The organism is Pedobacter steynii, from assembly GCF_001721645.1.
Taxonomy (GTDB): domain Bacteria; phylum Bacteroidota; class Bacteroidia; order Sphingobacteriales; family Sphingobacteriaceae; genus Pedobacter; species Pedobacter steynii_A.
The window spans coordinates 3,453,027-3,474,253 of record NZ_CP017141.1; the positions used below are offsets into that span (position 1 = coordinate 3,453,027).

General features: G+C 45.6%; 2 protein-coding genes. Both read left to right on the forward strand.

Annotated elements, in window-relative coordinates; genetic code table 11:
- Positions 1 to 234 precede the first annotated feature (234 nt).
- A complete protein-coding gene (locus BFS30_RS27750) occupies positions 235 to 20,196 on the forward strand; it encodes a gliding motility-associated C-terminal domain-containing protein (RefSeq protein WP_069379933.1) in 19,962 nt (6,653 codons plus the stop codon).
- A gap of 22 nt (positions 20,197 to 20,218) precedes the next feature.
- Entirely contained in the window at positions 20,219 to 21,214 is a 996-nt protein-coding gene (locus BFS30_RS14465; protein ID WP_069379934.1) for a type IX secretion system membrane protein PorP/SprF, read from the forward strand.
- Positions 21,215 to 21,227 lie beyond the last annotated feature (13 nt).

The following is a 21,227-nucleotide window of genomic DNA, read 5'->3' on the forward strand; positions in this document are numbered from 1 at the left end:
TAATATATTTATGTAAAAAATTTGTTGAAAATTTTATCTGATTTAGTTGAGTAGGTATAAATGAGTAATAAAATTCCCAGTTTTTTGTATATTGACATTATTATGAGGAAACTATTGCCTTAGAATGACGAAGGGGTGCTCCTTTCAAGGTGGAACGTGAATTGTAAAAGGCAAGAAGGCTTATCATAGATAACGCTGAATACCTTTATTTATTACATACCATATCTACCTAATATGAGTACACTTCTACCTCTCTCAGCAGATTCTGCTGCAATACGCTCGTTTTTATACTTTTTTAGAAAATTTTCCCGGATTGCCGGCGGATTGCTGCCTCATCAATGGAAGTTGTTGAGCTGTTTGCTGTTGTTCGGTGTTTTCGGAAATGAGGCTGCGGCACAATTTACGATAACGGAAAATTTTAAAGGAAGCTCTACCGGAAATGTGGTAATCGGAGGAGCTGCCAGATTAACCTCAGGAAATCCGGACCCTGTTGGAGCCGGTTGGCTGAGGCTGACCTCGGATGGTACCAGTCAGTCGGGATATGGATATGTAAATCAATCCTTTCCTTCTTCATTAGGAGTCCTTGTTGATTTTGAATATGTTTCCTGGAGAAGTACTAATGTGCCGGGAGCAGATGGTTTTTCTGTGTTCTTATTCGATGCAGCGACACCCACTTTTAGCATTGGGCAACCTGGAGGGTCTTTAGGATATGCAAACGGTAATCGTACCGGTACCATGTTGCCGGGACTTGCAGGAGGATATGTAGGATTAGGAATTGATGAATTTGGAAACTATTCTTCTACAGTGGATGGAAAGAATGGTGCAGCCAGTTATACCCCCACAGATAACTCGATTGCACTTAGGGGAGAAGCTCCTACTTATACTTATCTTACCGGAGTATCAACAGCCCCAACAAGTATAGATTATGATGTAATTACCTCAACACGCCCAACACCAACTCAGTTTTATAGACGGGTGCAGGTAGAAATTCTTCCTGCGGCAGCTCCGAATGTGGGGAAATATACCATTACGGTAAAATGGAAAACCAGTGTGAACGGAACGTTTTCGACCGTTTTTGGGCCTTATCTTTTAAATAAAGTACCTCCTCCAAATTTAAAACTCGGTTTTGCCGCCTCAACAGGTGGTTTTGTGAATTATCATGAGATCCGTAATGTGCTGATCACCACACCAGGTGGTGTTCGTACAGATAAAGCAGTGGATAAAAGTACTGCGCTGGTAAATGATCAGCTTACTTATACCGTTAACGCAGTTAATTCTACCGCAGTTGCTATTGGCGGACTTAAACTGGCGGATACGATCAGAAATAATAACAATGTTATTCTCCCTTCTTCGGATTTTACTATTGATAATATTACCTTCAACAATAACGGAAATGCAGCCAATACAGCGCCAGGTTATCCTAGCGGGGTAGCGGTTGCAGGAGGGACAAACCCGTTTAATGCAACATTAAACCTCGCGGCAAACAGTACCGGTACATTTATTATAAAGGGAACGATCAAGACTCAACCTGCGGGAGGAATTATTAAAAACTCTGTTGGAGTTGACCCTACGAATACGGGAATAACGGACACAGATTTAACAAATAACAATTATACCGTAACAACGAATGTATTTTCACCAAATGTAGATCTTGACATTGTTAAAGAGGTAAATAATTCATGCGTGGTTTCAGGTACGGATAATACGTATTCATTAATTGTATCTAATAAGGGGCTTACGGCCACAGGCTCAACATTAGTCACAGTGGTTGATCAATTACCTCCGGGATTTACCTTTAATGCCACTGGTAGCAGCAATCCGGGATGGGGCAGATTGGTTACCGGGCTGGTTAGCACCGGGCAGATTATTACTTATACCAGGACCAGTTCATTGGGGTCTGGCCTTGTTTATCCAACCATTATTCTAGCGACAACTCCTCCTGCCAGTCCGGCTGCAACAAGTTGGGTCAATACTGCTACTGTCACATTTGGTTTGGCAGAAAGTAACCTTAGCAATAATCAAAGTTCTGCAACCATTTATGCTAAGCCGGTAGCGCCTACAGCGACAAACGTCACTTACTGTCAGGGAGCTATTGCAACAGCATTAACTGCCACGGGCACTAATCTGAAATGGTATACTTCGGCTGTAGGAGGAAGTGGAAGCTCAACCGCACCGATACCTGTTACGACTACTGCAGGTGTGACCACCTACTATGTAAGTCAGAGTAACGGAACCTGCGAAAGTGCGTTGACTCCAATTACGGTAACGATACAAGCTGCTATTGCAGGAAATAGCATTGCCGCTAACCAAACGATCTGTACCAATACAAATGCAGCCAGTTTAACGGGAAGTTTACCCACTGGAGGCTCGGGAACATACGCTTACTTGTGGGAACAAAGCACAAATGGAGGAACCACATGGACAACTGCGACAGGAACCAGTAATGGACAAAATTATAATCCAGGAACCTTAACTGCGACAACACAATACCGTCGTACGGTATCGAGTGGATCCTGTTCAAATACAAGTGCTGTAATAACTGTTACCGTACAAGCGACGATTACCGGCAATACCATTACAGCGCCTTCACTAGTGTCGATATGTGTAACCGGAGATCCGGGACTAATCACTGGCTCAGCGCCTTCAGGTGGAAGTGGCTCTGCGACTTATCAATGGCAAATCAGTACTGACGGGACTACATTTAGCAATATCTCACTGGCAACAGGTATCAATTACGATCCTCCCGGACCAGTGACCGTAGATACCTGGTATCGTCGTCTGGCGCAATCGGGAGCTTGTACCGTACCTAGTATTAGTAACCTGGTTAAGTTTACTGTATTTCCTGCTTTAACTGCCGGATCAATAGGGGCAAACCAGGTTTTTTGTCAGACCGGAACACCTGCCGTGTTGAATGAATTAAGTCCTGCAACTGGTGGTGATGCTATTTATGCCTATCAGTGGGAAAGCAGCACCACAAGTACGAGCACTGGATTCAGCCCTATTAGTGGAGCAACACAAAAAACATATACAGCTTCAGCTGCCATCAACCAGACCACCTATTATAGAAGGATAGTCAGTTCAGTTGGTTCCAGCTGCGGACCGCAAATCAGCAATGTAGTTACTGTAACAGTAAACCCTGTTATTACCGGCAATACCTTAACTCTTGCCGGAACTTCAGCATTCTGTCTGAGCGGAGATCCCGGAAATATTACCGGTGCAACTCTTTCAGGTGGAAGTGGTGTTTACAGCTACTCATGGGAACAGAGTATTGATGGAGGGGCAAACTGGACTCCATTAGCCACGATAACCGCAAATCTTGATCCTACTGTAATCACGACGACTACACAATACCGTAGAATCGTAAATTCAGGAACCTGTAGCTCAACAAGCGCTCCGGTCACCGTGACTATTTATACGGCACCAACAGTAGCTGTAGCCGGGCCGGATCAATCGCAATGTAATACGACAGCCTTCACTATGGCTGCCAATGTACCAACATCAGGTACTGGAGTCTGGGCAGTGGTTTCAGGATCTGCAGTGATTACGAATACTGCTTTGGCAAATACAGGAGTGACTCTTGCTGCCGGCCAGACTGCTACTTTATCCTGGACCATCAGTAATGGAAATTGTGCAGTGAGTACCGATCAGGTTACCATTACCAATTTTGCTTCTCCTACCACTGCAAATGCAGGAACCAACAGCACTCAATATAATTCCGGAACATTTACATTGAATGGTAATTTACCGGTTGCGGGAACGGGTGTGTGGTCGGTGAAACCTGGAAGTACGGCTACAATTACTGATCCGGCTAACAGAAATACTACCGTTACTATTGCTCCAAATACATCCGCTACACTGATCTGGACCATCTCCAATGGTTTATGTGCAGCCTCCTCTGCAGAAGTAACAGTAACTTATACCAGATCGGCAGACCTGAAAGTTGTCAAATCTATTGTTACTCCCGGGCCTTTCACCGCTGGTCAGCCAATCGTTTATCGTATTATCGCAAGTAATGATGGGCCAAGTGATGCCCAGGGCATACAAATCATTGATGCCGTGCCGGCTGAAATGGTGGTTTCCACCATCAACGCAAATACCGCCGGTACTGCTGCAATTATCCAAAATGCCTCCGCAGGGAACAGTATTAATGTAACTGCTGATATTAACGCAGGTACAGGGAATACGGTGACTATTGACGTAAACGGAACAATTGCTGCAAACTATTCAGGAAACCTGACGAATACGGTTACCGTGACCTCTCCTAATGTTCCTGACCCTGATGGCGCTACTTCTACAGTAACCAATCCGGTGGATCGGAAACCTGTATTAGTGATCGACAAACAAGGGCCTTCCAATGTAATTGCAGGAGATGCAATTGCTTATAAAATTACGATAAAGAATACCAGTACAAGTGATGCGATTGGAACAGCCATTGCGGATGCTATTCCATCTCAGATTATTAATACGACCTGGTCAGTGAGCAAGACCGGAACGGCGACTTTTACCGGTCCTGCCTCAAACACAGGAAATAACATCAGTTTTAATGGTACGATTCCAGCTGGTACTGCGAATACCATTGTCATTGATGTAACCGGTACCGTATCACCTGCTGCAACCGGAAGCTTTAATAATACTGCAACTGCAACGCCGGCAGAATCGGTTCCTCCGGTTAATTCAAATACCGTAACTACAAACATTTCCAGCAAATCGGGATTGGTGATGTTGAAAAATGGTCCGTCAACCGCTCAGGCAGGAACTTCGATTTCCTATACTTTAAAAATCACGAATAACGGACTGAGTGATGCCATCAATGCCTTGATTACAGATGCGGTTCCAGCAGAAATAAAAACAGTAAGCTGGACTTCTTCTGTGCAGGGATCAGCTACGCTGATTGGTTCAGGCAGCGGAACAGGAAACTCAGTTATTGTGAATGGTAATATTCCAACCGGTACAGCAAACGCCATTCTGGTAACCATCAATGGAACCGTTGATCCCTCATTTAGTGGTAACATCAGCAATACCGGAACCGCAGATCCTTCGGAAACAGGTAGTCCTTCGTCGAATTCTACGGTAACTACACAGGTAAACCGCACTCCGGTACTTACCATTACCAAAGTGGGGCCTGCTACATTAACCGCCGGACAAAACATCAGTTATACGATAGAGGTGACGAATTTAAGTGTTGCCGATGCAAAAGCATTAGCGATTACCGATGCAGTACCAGCAGAAATCAGTAATGTAAACTGGACCACCGGTACAACTGGTTCAGCCAGCCTGATTGGTGCGGGCACGGGAACAGGAAATAACATTAGCATTACCGGAAACCTGAGTGCTGGTGCTGGAAATAAAATCACGATAACGGTAACAGGAACGGTAGCGGCTTCATTTAATGGCTCCTTGTCTAATACCGCCACAGCAACCCCTGCAGAACCAGGAACAGCACCTAAGTCCGCTACCAGCACCACGCAGGTAGATAGAAAGCCGACCTTAAGTATTGTGAAAACCGGACCTGCAACTGTTATTTCTGGCGATCAGATTACCTACACGGTGACTATTGCCAATACCGGTACTTCAAATGCAGAAAATGTTGCCATTACAGACGTGGTTCCTGCCAGCATAAAAAATGTAAGCTGGAGCTCAACTGTTTCAGGGGCAGCATTGGTTAATGCCGGGGCAATAGGATCGGGTAATAACCTAATCGTTTCAGCTGATATTCCTGCAGGCACGGCAAATAAAGTTACACTAACCATCAGAGGAACGGTTGATGCCGCTTTTGATGGGAATATTGTCAATATAGCAACTGCTACGCCATCAGAAAGCGGAACTATTGCGGTGACTTCTTCAACAACGGCTGCGGCAAGCCGTAAACCAGATCTGAGCATTAGTAAGACAGGACCGGCAACATTGGTTTCTGGACAGAATATCAGTTATACGATTACCGTAAATAACTTCAGTAGTTCTGATGCGAAAGCCTTAGTCGTTGCAGATCAGGTACCGGCATCCATTACTAATGTAACCTGGTCAGCAGCAACATCAGGTGCTGCGGTGATTAATGGCACCGCCAACGGTACAGGAAATGGAATCAATATCAATGCAGACCTTGCGGCGGGTAGTGGTAATGTCATCACCATTACTGTAAACGGAACAGTATCTGCTGCGTTTAGCGGTAGCATTACCAATACCGTAACCGCAACACCTGCCGAGCCCGGAACTCAGGTTAAAACGGCAAGCAGCACTGCGATAATAAATAAAATACCAACATTAAGCATTCAAAAAACAGGGCCTGCAACAATTTCCGCAGGTCAACAGATTAACTATACCTTAACAATTAGCAATACCGGAACAGCAAATGCTGATAATGCGAGTATTACAGATGTTATTCCGGCAGGGATTTCAAATATAAGCTGGCAGGCCGTTGCCGATCCGGCCGGAACTGCAACAATTGTAGGAACCTCGTCAGGTACTGGTAATAACATCAGTGTGAATGCCAATATTCCGGCAGGTGCCGCTAACATGGTGAAAGTGAATATTCAGGGAACAGTAAATTCTTCGGCAACAGGCACTATTTCCAATACGGGTACGGTGACACCTGCTGAAGCAGGTACGATACCTAAAAGTTCTACAGTGACCACTACTTTACAATCGACCCCAGGTATCACGTTGTCTAAATCCGGGCCTTCAGAAATAGCTGCAGGACAGACTATCACCTATACTTTGATTGCAGGAAACAGTGGGCCTTCTGATGCGACAAATTTAAGCATCAGGGATCTTGTACCTGCTCCATTAACCAATGTGAGCTGGACTGCAGTTTCAGAAGGCACGGCCGCGGTGACTTCAGGAGGAACAGGAACAAACAATAGTAATGTTCTTGTTCAGGGTAATATTGCTGCAGGTACAGGAAACCGTATTGTCATTACGATCAGTGGTCAGGTTCCTTCATCTACCACGGCGACATCATTCGCCAATAGCGCAACAGCAACACCGTCTGAGCCAGGTGTACCTCCGGTAAATTCTAATACCATTACCACAATTATTATCAAAAAGGTGACCATCTCGGCTGTTAAGTCAGCAACAGCATCACTTTTCGCAGGAGAGAACATTACTTATACATTAGAAGTAAAAAATAGCGGACCAAGTGATGCGCTAAATCTGTTAGTCTCTGATCAGCTTCCTGCAGGTATCAGCAATATCAGCTGGACAAGCAGCGCCTCTGGTTCAGCCAGTGTGCTTTCTGGGGGAACTGGAACGGGTAGCGACTTAAGTTTAAGAGCAAATATCCCTGCAGGTAATGCCAATGTGATCCTGATTACGGTAACGGGCAAAGTAGATCCTGCTTTTGGCGGAACGCAATTGGTGAATACTTTTAGTGTAACTCCTTCGGAATCCGGAAATCCACCAGTATCTTCTAACACGACTACTACGTTAATCAGTAAAAAAGCAGATATTCAGATTCAGAAAACAGGCCCTGCAACATTGATTGCTGGTCGTCCGATAGCTTATACCATAACCGTAAATAATGCGGGACCATCGGATGCAGGCAATGTGAACATCTTGGATATAGTTCCTGTAGGAGTAACCGGCGTTAACTGGACTGCCACTGCTCAGAACGGGGCCGTCATCAATGGCACAGCCACAGGAGCGACTAATAATATTAATGTTTTAGCAACCATCCCTTCCGGATCTGGTACGGTGATGATCAATGTAACAGGAATTATTGCTTCGGACTTTACAGGAACATCATTAATTAATACGGCTACTGCTACACCGGAGGCAGGTATCACAGACCCTACACCCGCAACAAGTACCGTAACTACGGCCATTACCCGAGTTGCCAACGTGAGGATCATCAAATCTGGTCCTGCTAATATCATTGCAGGTGCTCCGATTACTTATAACCTTCGAATCGTGAATGATGGTCCAAGCGATGCACCAGGAGTTGTCATAAATGATCAGATTCCTGCAGGTATCATTACTGCAAGCTGGACCGCAACCGGCATTAACGGGGCAACAGTAAGCAGCACAAATGGAAATGGAAATGTGAATTTTACTGCTGACCTACCTGTTGGTACGGCTGAAGTAAATGTCGTGATTACCGCAAGAGTTAATCCTTCTGTACCACAAAATACAAACATTATCAATACTGCTACGGCCAACTTCCCTCCCGGAAGTCCCGTTACAGATTCGGACCCGACTTCCAATACCAGTTCTGTGCCAACCAGAGTAGGCGTGCAGACGGATATCCTGGTTTCGAAAAGCGGACCGGCTACAATTGATATCGGAGATAGAATAGATTATACCATAGAAGTTAAAAATGGAGGAATCAGTAACATTACTAACGCTGCGATTACAGATATTATTCCGAATTCAGTAGCCGTAACCAGCTGGACGATAACTCCGTCAAATGGGGCAACAATTGAAGGTGGTATAACTCCAATCACCGGGACCGGTAATTCTATTGTGACTTATGGGGATATCCCGGCGGGCCCTAACAGCCTTATTCTCATCAGAATTCAGGGAACGGTAAAAACAACTGCTGATGCATCATTTACAAATGAGGTGGTGGTGACTGCAAACGGAGAAGAAAGAAGTGCCGTGGTAACTGCGGTAAATCAATCAACAGATATTTATATAGAGAAAAGTGGTCCGCAGACTATTACAGCAGGATCAGCAATTACATATCAGCTGAAAGTCGGTAATGATGGACCGATAGATATTAACGGGTTGTCTATTGCCGATAATATCCCTGCTGACATCAAGAATGTAAGCTGGACAAGTACCGTCGTCGGTACAGCAACAATTACCGGATCAACGGCAGGAACAGGTAATGCCATCGCAACTACTGCAGACATCGCTGCTGGTACTGGTAATTACATTCTTATCGATGTTCAGGGGACAGTCGATGCGGCAACTGCAGGTAAAAACATCGCCAATACTGCTAATGTAACGCTACCTGCCGGGAAAAGCGATTTCAATATGGCAAATAACAGCAGTTCGGTACAAACAGCGATCATCTCTAAATCAGGTCTTTCAGTTCGTAAGATGGGACCTGCTGATGCGGTATCGGGAGCTGAAATTACGTACACCATAATTGTGTCAAATGCAGGCCCAAGTAATGCAGTACAAACGGTTATTACTGACGCGGTTCCTGCAAACATTAGTAACGTGACCTGGACATCCGCACAAAGCGGAACAGCAAATATTACCGCTGGTGGAACAGGTACTAACAGTCTCGTTAGGCTTACAGCTGATATCCCTGCAGGCTCAGGAAATGAGGTAACGATTACCATCAAAGGAAAAATTGACCCTTCATTTACCGGTTCTCTGGTAAATAATGCGGTAGCTACACCTGCAGAAGCCGGCAATCCGCCGGTAACCTCGGAGAATGTAACCACTACGGTAACCAATAAATCTGGATTCAGTATAGTGAAATCAGGACCATCGACAGTCGATGCCGGAGGAACGGTACAATATACTGTTGAAGTAACCAATGCCGGACCAAGTAATGCACTTGCTGCTGTCATCACTGATGCTGTTCCTGCAGGGCTAACTAATGTCCGCTGGTCAACAGCAGTGACCCCGGGCGCAATAGTTACCGCAAATGGAACGGGCACAGGCAATGCAGTTTCAGTAACTGCAGATCTTCTTGCAGGTTCAGGAAAAGTGGTATTGACTATTACTGGAGATGTTGCAGCAAACAGCCCGGTAGGCAGCATACAGAATTCTGCCCTTGTAGCCCCCTCTGAATCAGGTAATCCGCCAGTTACCTCTAATCAGGTAACGACTGCAATTGTTAAAAATGTAAGCCTGAGCTTAACAAAATCTGCTCCTGCGACATTAAATGCGGGAGAGGAGATTACTTATACATTGGCAATTAGCAATGCAGGCCCGTCGAATGCTACAGCTGCAAGGCTGATCGATGCGGTGCCTTCAGCGATCAAAGTTGTTTCATGGACGAGTACCGCAACTGGTGGGGCAGTGATCAGTAATGGTGCTACCGGCGCCGGAAATAATGTAGACCTAACGGCAGATGTTCCGGTCAACGGAACCATTCTTGTCAATGTTAAAGGAACGGTTGATCCATTGTTTGCAGGAACACTAACCAATACAGCTGTTTTAACCCCGTCTGAGGCTGGAGAACTTCCAATTGATGCGGAGGCGGTAACTATAGTTAAAAAACTAACCAATTTACTGATCAGCAAAAGCGGGCCTTCAACTGCCATTGCCGGTCAGGTGATCACTTATCAGATCAAAGTATCTAATAGCGGACCTAGTACCGCTTTGAATGCATCGGTAACCGATGCGATTCCGGCAGAACTGGAAGAGGTAAGCTGGACTACGGTTCTTACCGGCGGTTCAGTGATTGTGGAAGGTGCTACGGGAACGGGCAATAACTTAAATGTAAAAGCAAATATCCCGGTAGGGCAGCAACATGAAATTACCATTAATGTAACAGGTAAAGTATCTGCTTCTTTTGGAGGAACGATCAGCAATATTGCTACAGTCACTCCTGGTGACTCAGGTAATCCACCGGTGGTAACTCCACCTGTTGAAACGGTAGTTGTTCAGCGTCCGGTGATTGTATTGAGTAAAACCGGTCCGGCTACAGGAGTAGCAGGAGGGGAAATTACCTATATCATTGAAGCGGGCAATACTGGTTTGAGTAATGCCACTAATCTTGTGATTACAGATGCAGTACCGGCAGACATTAAAAATGTAAGCTGGTCTGCTGTGGTTGCAGGAAACAGTGTGATAAATGGGGTAAATCAGGGAACCGGTAATGCCATTAGTCTCAACGGTAATATTCCAACTGGCTCCGGCAACAAAATTACAATTACTGTTAAAGGAACAATAGATCCTGCTTTTGCCGGAACGTTAAGTAATACCGCTACGGCGACACCTGCGGAGCCTGGAAACCCAGTGGTGAATACACCTGCTGTAGAAACAGAAGTAAGCCAGTCGCCCGTTATTGTCGTGAACAAAACCGGGCCTGCAACGGCTACCGCCGGAGGTGCCATCAGCTATGTAATTGAGGTTAGCAATACCGGTTTGAGTAACGCTAAAAATCTGGCCGTTACAGATAACCTTGATCCTGCAATTACCGGGGTAAGCTGGACTGCTACTGCTTCCGGAAACAGTACCATCAATGGTCCTGCAACGGGAGTAGGAAATGTAGGGTTAAACGCAAATATTCCTGCTGGTTCTGGTAACAAAATCAGCATCACTATTAACGGAACAATAAATCCTGCTTTTGGAGGTAAAGTGACCAATACGGCCACAGCTACACCACAAGAACCTGGAAATCCCCCAGTGATTAGTCCTCCTGTGGAGACTAATATAGAACAGAAACCAGTAGTCGTGGTTACTAAAACAGGACAGCCGACTGCTACTGCAGGAGCTGAAATAACTTATACTATTGAAGTTGTAAACACGGGTTTAAGTAATGCTGCTGCTACCGCGATAGTGGATGATGTTCCGGCGGAACTGATCAATGTAAGCTGGACCGCTGTTCAATCCGGTGCTGCAACCATTATCAGTGGCGCATCAGGAACGGGAAATCAGGTGCGTGTGAGCGGAGATTTACCCGCCGGAAGTGCCGGTAATAAGATCACCATTACCATAAAGGGAACGGTTAATCCTGGTTTCTCCGGAAAAATCAATAACGTTGCTACGGCTTCAGTGCCAGGTACCAATGTTCCTAATGTAGTTACTCCTCCTGTAGAAACAGAGGTGGATGCAAAACCAGGAATTGTACTGACAAAGGACGGACCTTCTGCAGCGATAGCCGGTTCTCAGATTACCTATACGATTACCGCAGGCAACACCGGATTAAGTAATGCAACCAACCTTGCGATTACAGACGGAGTGCCGTCGTTATTGAGTAATGTAAGCTGGACTTCTCAGGCAACCGGAACTGCAACAGTGACTTCCGGGGCAAGTGGGACGGGGAATGTGATGGCCTTAAATGGAGACATTCCTGCAGGCGCAGGCAATACGATTGTCATTACCGTTAAAGGAACAATTGATCCTTCATTTAATGGTAATTTAACCAATAAAGCAATTGCAACACCATCAGAACCAGGTGCGGTTCCGGTGGAAGCAAATAGTACAGCAGTTGTGAGTAAAACTCCCGTGCTGGCAATTGCTAAAAATGGTCCTGCAAGCATTTCTGCGGGTCAGGAGATTACTTATACACTAAATATCACCAATACAGGAACAGCGAATGCTGATAATGCCTCTGTGACGGATCAGATTCCAGTGAATATCAGTAATGTAAGCTGGAATGCCGTGGCTCAGGGAGCAGCAACTGTTTTGAGTGGTGCCAGCGGCAATAGTAATAACCTTTCTGTGAATGTGAATGTACCTGCCGGTGCAGCCAATTCCATTCTAATTACTGTGAAAGGAACAGTTAGCCCTTCTGCAACAGCAGATCTGGTGAACAAGGCTACGGTAACTCCTTCAGAACAAAATACTACACCTGCAAGCTCTACCGTAACAACGACCTTAAAAGCAGTGCCTTCAGTAAGTCTGGTTAAAAGCGGCCCTTCGCAGATTTCTGCAGGACAAATAGTAACCTACACACTGATTGCCGGTAACAACGGCCCTTCAGATGCACGCAATCTTGCGATTGCAGATGATGTGCCTGCCTTGTTAACAAATGTGACCTGGTCTGTTACTACTGAGGGAGATGTGAACGTCATCAGTGGTGCTAACGGAACAGGAAACAGTGTCCGGATTAATGCGGATATCAATGCAGGTACAGCCAATCGTATATTGATTACCATTACCGGAAAAGTTCCCGGATCAGCTCCTGCGGGAGTACTGACTAATACGGCCAAAGCAACTCCTTCAGAACCTGGTATTCCCGAAGTTCCTTCAAATACCATTACGACTACAGTAGATCATAAATTGAACATCAGGGCAGTGAAGTCTGCCGTTACTTCAATTGCTGCGGGTGAAGTGATTACTTATAATTTGCAGGTGTTTAATGATGGGCCTGCTGATGCCGCTAATCTGGCCATTAACGATGCAATTCCTGCGGGTATTACCGGAGTAAGCTGGACCACCAGCTCATCTGGTGCTGCGAGTATTGTAGCTAATGGAACGGGAACGGGTACTACGGTGAACCCATTAGTGAATATTCCTGCTGGTGCAGGGAATTCGATTACCGTATTGGTAACCGGAACCGTTGATCCTGCCTACATCGGAACAACATTGAAAAATAGCTTTACTGCCAACCCGTCTGAACCGGGTAACCCTCCGGTGCCTTCCGAAGAGGTAACTACAAACGTAGTGAAAACGGCAGATATCCGTATTCAGAAAACAGGTCCGTCAATGGTTGTTGTAGGTTCTGCGATTAGTTATACGATAAACGTAATTAATGCGGGGCCAAGTAACGCCGGGATTGTAAATATTGTAGATAACCTCCCAGCCGGTCTTAGTAACGTTAGCTGGACGGCAACGGGCCAGAATGGAGCAACCATTACCGGCGCCGCTACCGGAACGGGTAATATCAATTTAAATGCGGCTATCCCATCCGGAAATGCAGCAATACAGATCATTGTGAATGGAACAGTAGATCCGTCTTTTGCAGGTAATGAGTTGATTAATACAGCTACAGCCACACCAGGCGGAGGAGTAACTGACCCGACGCCTGCAACGAGTACGGTAACTACTACACTTAGCAGAATTGCTAATGTTAGAATTACTAAGTCAGGGCCTGCCAATATTGCGGTAGGAGAAATGATGACTTATAATTTGCGCATCGTCAACGATGGACCTAGTAATGCAACAGGGGTACTGATCAAAGATCTAATCCCTGCAAATCTGGAAGCAGGTGCAATATGGACCGCAACAGTAACAGGCGGTGCAACCACAAGTGTGGCAGGTGGAACTGGAGATATTGATATTACCGGTGATATTCCGGCAGGATCCGGAGTGATTAGTATTGATATCAACGCCAAAGTAAAGGCAGATAATGTTGACAAAACAACTTTTGCCAATACTGCGACTGCTTTCTTCCCTCCTGGAAGTCCTATAGTGGATCCGGAACCGGCTTCAAATACCAGCACCGTTCAAACGGTAATCAACAATGATCCGGTACTTAAAGTGTCGAAAAGCGGTCCTGCAACGGTAAATATTGGTGATCCGATCAATTATACGATCGTTATCCGAAACGGAGGTGCCGGTAATATTACAAACGCTGATATCTCCGATCCGGTACCTGCTGATGTTAAAGTGACAAGCTGGACGGTTACCCAGGGAGGTGGAGCAACGATTACAGGAGCAACAGGTGGATCAACCAATTCGATTGTTACTAAAGCGGATATACCTGCAGACGGTAACCCGTTAACTGCAATTACAATCAATGTTTCTGGTATTGTGGAAACGACTGCTAATGCGATATTTACCAATACCGTTACAGTAACTGCAAATGGCGAAAGAACAAGTTCGGTAGTGACTGCTGTAAATCAATCTACTGATATTAAAGTAGAAAAAACAGGACCTCAGTCAGTTACTTCAGGATCTGCGATTGCATACACGATTAAAGTTAGCAATCAGGGGCCTAGAGAGGTGACCGGATTGACCATAACGGATAATGTACCTGCGGTAGTGGGGCAGATCAACTGGACCGCTCAGGCATTTGGAACAGCAAGCCTGACAGGTGCGGCCAGCGGAACTTTAAATGCGATCCAAACTACTGCAGATGTTCCTGTAGGTGCAGGCAACTACATTCTGATTAATGTAAACGGACTGGTTGATCCGGGTGCTGCATCAGGAAACATCAGTAATGTAGCCAGTATAATAATGCCATCTACGATTTCTGATTTCAACCTGGCCAACAATAGAAGTGAGGTAAATACTGCAATCAGTTCGGTATCGGGATTAACGATCAGCAAATCAGGCCCTCAGAATGGGGTGTCGGGTTCTGCAATTACCTACATGATTAAAGTGAAGAATACTGGTCCAGGTAATGCAAGTCTGGCTCTGATCAGAGATGTCGTTCCGGCAGGAATAAAAGATGTAAGCTGGACGGCAACCAAGACTGGCAATGCAGTGATCAATTCAGGAATTAGTGGAACAGGAAATACAGTGACTGTTTCTGCGGATATTCCTGCAGGCACTGCCAATGATGTCAATATTACCATTAATGGAACAATTGATGCCGGTTTCAGCGGACAACTAATTAATAATGCAACAATTACGCCATCAGAACCAGGTAACCCACCAGTGATTTCAACTGATGTTACTACAGAGGTAATTAATAAATCTGGCGTCAGAATTGTTAAATCAGGGCCTACCAGTATCGAAGCTGGTAAGACCATTAGTTATACATTGGAACTCAGCAATGCGGGGCCAGGTAATGCAATGAATGTGGATATTAACGATGCTGTTCCTGCTACGTTGACAAGCGTAAACTGGACTGCAACAGCGACTTCTGGGGCGGTAATCAGATCTGGTGCAAGCGGAACAGGAAATACTGTTGCACTTAAAGCGGACCTTCCTGCAGGAAGCGGAATCGTAACTGTTAACATTACTGGGCTGGTTCCTGCAAATGCCGCATCTGGAAACATTAGCAATACTGCAATTGCGACTCCATCAGAACCCGGCAATCCCGCAGTACCTTCAAATGTAATCACGACGGCAATTGTCAATAATGCGAGTCTGAGTCTGGTAAAAACCGGTCCGGCTGCTCTTCATTCAGGTGAAAATATTGCTTATACGCTGACAGTTCGTAATGCAGGGCCGTCTGATGCCGTCGGTGTAGCACTTAAAGATATAGTGGCTGCGCAGATTACCGGAGTTTCATGGACTACAACACTTGCAGGTGGAGCAACGATTAGCAGTGGAGCAACAGGTGCGGTAAATAATGTGGAACTGACTGCAAATGTGCCGGCAAATGGCAGTATTTTGGTGAACATCAGCGGTAAGGTAAATCCAACTTTTGCCGGATCTATTGTGAATACCGCAGTCCTTACACCTGGAGATCCAGCTAAACCTGCGATTAACTCGGTGGTAACAACAACAGTAACTAACCTGTCCAACCTGAGCATTACTAAAACTGGTCCGGCCACAGTGGCTGCCGGTCAGGTAATGAAATATCAGATTAAAGTGAGCAACTCTGGTCCAGGTACCGCGCAGGACGCGATTATCAGTGATATTATTCCTGCTCAATTAACAGGAGTGACCTGGACTACTACTGCCAGTGGAGCGGCAACAATTGCTAGCGGACAAACGGGATCAGGAAATACGTTAAGTGTAACTGCAACTCTTCCTACCGGAGTGAGTGATGGCATTACCATTGACATTACTGGTACAGTTGATCCTGCCTTTAGCGGTAAACTGGTAAATACGGCAACGGTGACACCAAAAGAACCAGGTAATCCACCAGTGGTGACCCCGCCGGTAGAAACTGAGAGTACGTTGAAACCAAACATTACACTTGCCAAAACAGGCCCTGTAACGATAACCGCAGGAGCACCGATTACTTATATCATCACAGCTGGAAACACTGGATTGAGTAATGCGAAAGGATTGGTGATTACCGATAATGTACCATCACAAATTAAAAATGTGAGCTGGACAACCAGTGTTAACGGAGTAGCTGCAGTAACCGCAGGTGGAACCGGCACAGGAAATGCAGTTTCGGTAACAGGAGATATCGCAGCTGGTGCAGGTAATCAGGTCGTGATTACCATTACGGGTACGGTAGATCCTGCCTTTAGTGGTAAACTGGTAAATACGGCAACAGGAACGCCATCAGAACCAGGTAACCCACCAGTGGTAACTCCACCGGTAGAAACAACTACCGATCAGAAACCAGGAATTACGATAGCCAAAACAGGTCCGGCAACCATCAGTGCAGGAGCACCTATTACTTATATCATCACAGCTGGAAACACTGGATTGAGTAATGCGAAAGCATTGGTGATTACCGATAATGTACCATCACAAATTAAAAACGTGAGCTGGACAACCAGTGTTAACGGAGTAGCTGCGGTAACCGCAGGTGGAACCGGCACAGGAAATGCAGTTTCGGTAACAGGAGATATCGCAGCTGGTGCAGGTAATCAGGTCGTGATTACCATTACGGGTACGGTAGATCCTGCCTTCAGTGGTAAACTGGTAAATACGGCAACAGGAACGCCATCAGAACCAGGTAATCCACCAGTGGTAACTCCACCGGTAGAAACAACTACGGATCAGAAACCAGGAATTACGATAGCTAAAACAGGTCCGGCAACCATCAGTGCAGGAGCACCTATTACTTATGTCATCACAGCTGGAAACACTGGATTGAGTAATGCGAAAGCATTGGTGATTACCGATAATGTACCATCACAAATTAAAAACGTGAGCTGGACAACCAGTGTTAACGGAGTAGCTGCGGTAACCGCAGGTGGAACCGGCACAGGAAATGCAGTTTCGGTAACAGGAGATATCGCAGCTGGTGCAGGTAATCAGGTGGTGATTACCATTACGGGTACAGTAGATCCTGCCTTCAGTGGTAAACTGGTGAATACCGCAACAGGAACGCCATCAGAACCAGGTAATCCACCAGTGGTAACTCCACCGGTAGAAACAACTACGGATCAGAAACCAGGAATTACGATAGCTAAAACAGGTCCGGCAACCATCAGTGCAGGAGCACCTATTACTTATGTCATCACAGCTGGAAACACTGGATTGAGTAATGCGAAAGCATTGGTGATTACCGATAATGTACCATCACAAATTAAAAACGTGAGCTGGACAACCAGTGTTAACGGAGTAGCTGCGGTAACCGCAGGTGGAACCGGCACAGGAAATGCAGTTTCGGTAACAGGAGATATCGCAGCTGGTGCAGGTAATCAGGTCGTGATTACCATTACGGGTACGGTAGATCCTGCCTTCAGTGGTAAACTGGTAAATACCGCAACAGGAACGCCATCAGAACCAGGTAATCCACCAGTGGTAACTCCACCGGTAGAAACAACTACGGATCAGAAACCAAACATTACACTTGCCAAAACAGGTCCGGCAACCATCAGTGCAGGAGCACCTATTACTTATGTCATCACAGCTGGAAACACTGGATTGAGTAATGCGAAAGCATTGGTGATTACCGATAATGTACCATTACAAATTAAAAACGTGAGCTGGACAACCAGTGTTAACGGAGCCGCTGCGGTAACCGCAGATGGAACCGGCACAGGAAATGCAGTTTCGGTAACAGGAGATATCCCAGCTGGCGCAGGTAATCAGGTCGTGATTACCATTACGGGTACGGTAGATCCTGCCTTTAGTGGTAAACTGGTAAATACGGCAACAGGAACGCCATCAGAACCAGGTAACCCACCAGTGGTAACTCCACCGGTAGAAACAACTACCGATCAGAAACCAGGAATTACGATAGCCAAAACAGGTCCGGCAACCATCAGTGCAGGAGCACCTATTACTTATATCATCACAGCTGGAAACACTGGATTGAGTAATGCGAAAGCATTGGTGATTACCGATAATGTACCATCACAAATTAAAAACGTGAGCTGGACAACCAGTGTTAACGGAGTAGCTGCGGTAACCGCAGGTGGAACCGGCACAGGAAATGCAGTTTCGGTAACAGGAGATATCGCAGCTGGTGCAGGTAATCAGGTCGTGATTACCATTACGGGTACGGTAGATCCTGCCTTCAGTGGTAAACTGGTAAATACGGCAACAGGAACGCCATCAGAACCAGGTAATCCACCAGTGGTAACTCCACCGGTAGAAACAACTACGGATCAGAAACCAGGAATTACGATAGCTAAAACAGGTCCGGCAACCATCAGTGCAGGAGCACCTATTACTTATGTCATCACAGCTGGAAACACTGGATTGAGTAATGCGAAAGCATTGGTGATTACCGATAATGTACCATCACAAATTAAAAACGTGAGCTGGACAACCAGTGTTAACGGAGTAGCTGCGGTAACCGCAGGTGGAACCGGCACAGGAAATGCAGTTTCGGTAACAGGAGATATCGCAGCTGGTGCAGGTAATCAGGTCGTGATTACCATTACGGGTACGGTAGATCCTGCCTTCAGTGGTAAACTGGTAAATACCGCAACAGGAACGCCATCAGAACCAGGTAATCCACCAGTGGTAACTCCACCGGTAGAAACAACTACGGATCAGAAACCAAACATTACACTTGCCAAAACAGGTCCGGCAACCATCAGTGCAGGAGCACCTATTACTTATGTCATCACAGCTGGAAACACTGGATTGAGTAATGCGAAAGCTCTGGTGATTACCGATAATGTACCATCACAAATTAAAAACGTGAGCTGGACAACCCGTGTTAACGGAGTAGCTGCAGTAACCGCAGGTGGAACCGGTACAGGAAATGCAGTTTCGGTAACAGGAGATATCGCAACTGGTGCAGGTAATCAGGTGGTGATTACCATTACGGGTACGGTAGATCCTGCCTTCAGTGGTAAACTGGTAAATACCGCAACAGGAACGCCATCAGAGCCAGGTAACCCACCAGTGGTAACTCCACCGGTAGAAACAGATGTAAGTAAAACTCCTGCTTTAACGATCAGTAAAACCGGGCCAGCTACATTGAAATCTGGAGACTTGATTACTTATGTTGTGGAGGTTAGTAATTCTTCATTAAGTAATGCGGATAATTTAACCATTACTGATTTGGTGAGCTCAGATATCCTCAATGTGAAATGGACAACGGAAGTTCAGGGAGCTGCAAAAATTCTTTCCGGGGCAACAGGAAGTAGCAGTAACGTCAATGTGGCTGCTGATATCCCATCTGGTAATGGAAATAAAGTGATCGTTACGATTACCGGTACGATTTCTAAATCATTTACCGGAAGGATTGAAAATACAGCGAGGGCACTTTCAAATACAGGAACACCAGAGGTGAACAGTAATGTGGTATCCACGGTGGTAGAAAATGCAGATTTTATCATCCCTAATATTATTACGCCAAATGGGGATGGCAATAATGATACTTTCAAAATTAAAGGACTGGAAAACTATCCGGGAACGAAGGTTACTATCTTCAACAGATGGGGTAATGAAGTTTACCGATCTGATAATTATACCAATGATTGGGACGGTAGTCAGCTGAATGAAGGTACTTACTATTACCTGATCCTCAGAAAAGAGAAATCAGGCAGTACGACAACGTTTAAAGGATGGATGTTTATTAAAAGGTAAAACAGATTAAGACACGCTACACATGAAAGATTTAAAGAAATATAGTTTATTATCCATGCTCATTTTAAGTTTGACCAGTGGATACGCACAGCAAACGATCCAGTTCAGTCAGTATGTTTTTAATGGTCTTGCCGTTAATCCAGCCTACGCCGGTTATAAAGAAGACTGGACGGCCAACTTCAGTTTTCGCTCACAATGGGTGGGAATTGAAGGGGCTCCACGTACCGCCACCGCCTCCTTTGATGGGGTAACTGACCAGCAGGGAAAGAAAATGGGATTGGGTTTTATTGCCGCTACTGATCGTTTGGGACCTCAGAATACCTCCGCTTTTTATGCCAATTATGCCTACCGTTTGCAGCTGGATGCAGAAGATACCAAAAGACTAAGTTTTGGTATCGGTGCGGGAGTTACCCAGTACAACCTGGATGGCGCCAAATTTATCTCCACCGATCCTGGAGATGGGGTCATTCCGATAGGAAATGAAAGTAAATTACGACCGGATGTTCGTTTTGGGGTTTATTTCTACACACCTAAATTCTATATCGGCGCTTCGGTGATGGACCTGTTATCCGGAATGAGAAAAGATGAGATCAGTACGGAAGGAGATTATAAAGTGATTCGTCAGGTTCGTCACATTTATTTAACCGGCGGGATGATGATTCCTTTATCCGAATCCCTTGATCTAAAACCTACCTTTATGCTGAAGGAAGATTTTAAAGGACCTACAAATCTGGATCTGAATGCTTATCTGCTGATCAGCAAGGTACTTTGGTTAGGTGCTTCCTATCGTACAGGGGTGACCTTATGGGATAAGAATAACCTGCAGAAAGGTCTGAGCCAAAGTGATGCCATAGCAGGTATCGTAGAGCTTCAGATGAGCAATCGTTTTCGCCTGGGTTATTCTTTTGATTATACCACCAGTAAACTTTCCAGTTATCAGAGCGGCTCGCATGAGCTTTCTTTAAGCATTAGCTTCCCGGGAAAGAGAGCAAGAGTATTAAGTCCACGTTATTTTTAAGCTGAACAGAATT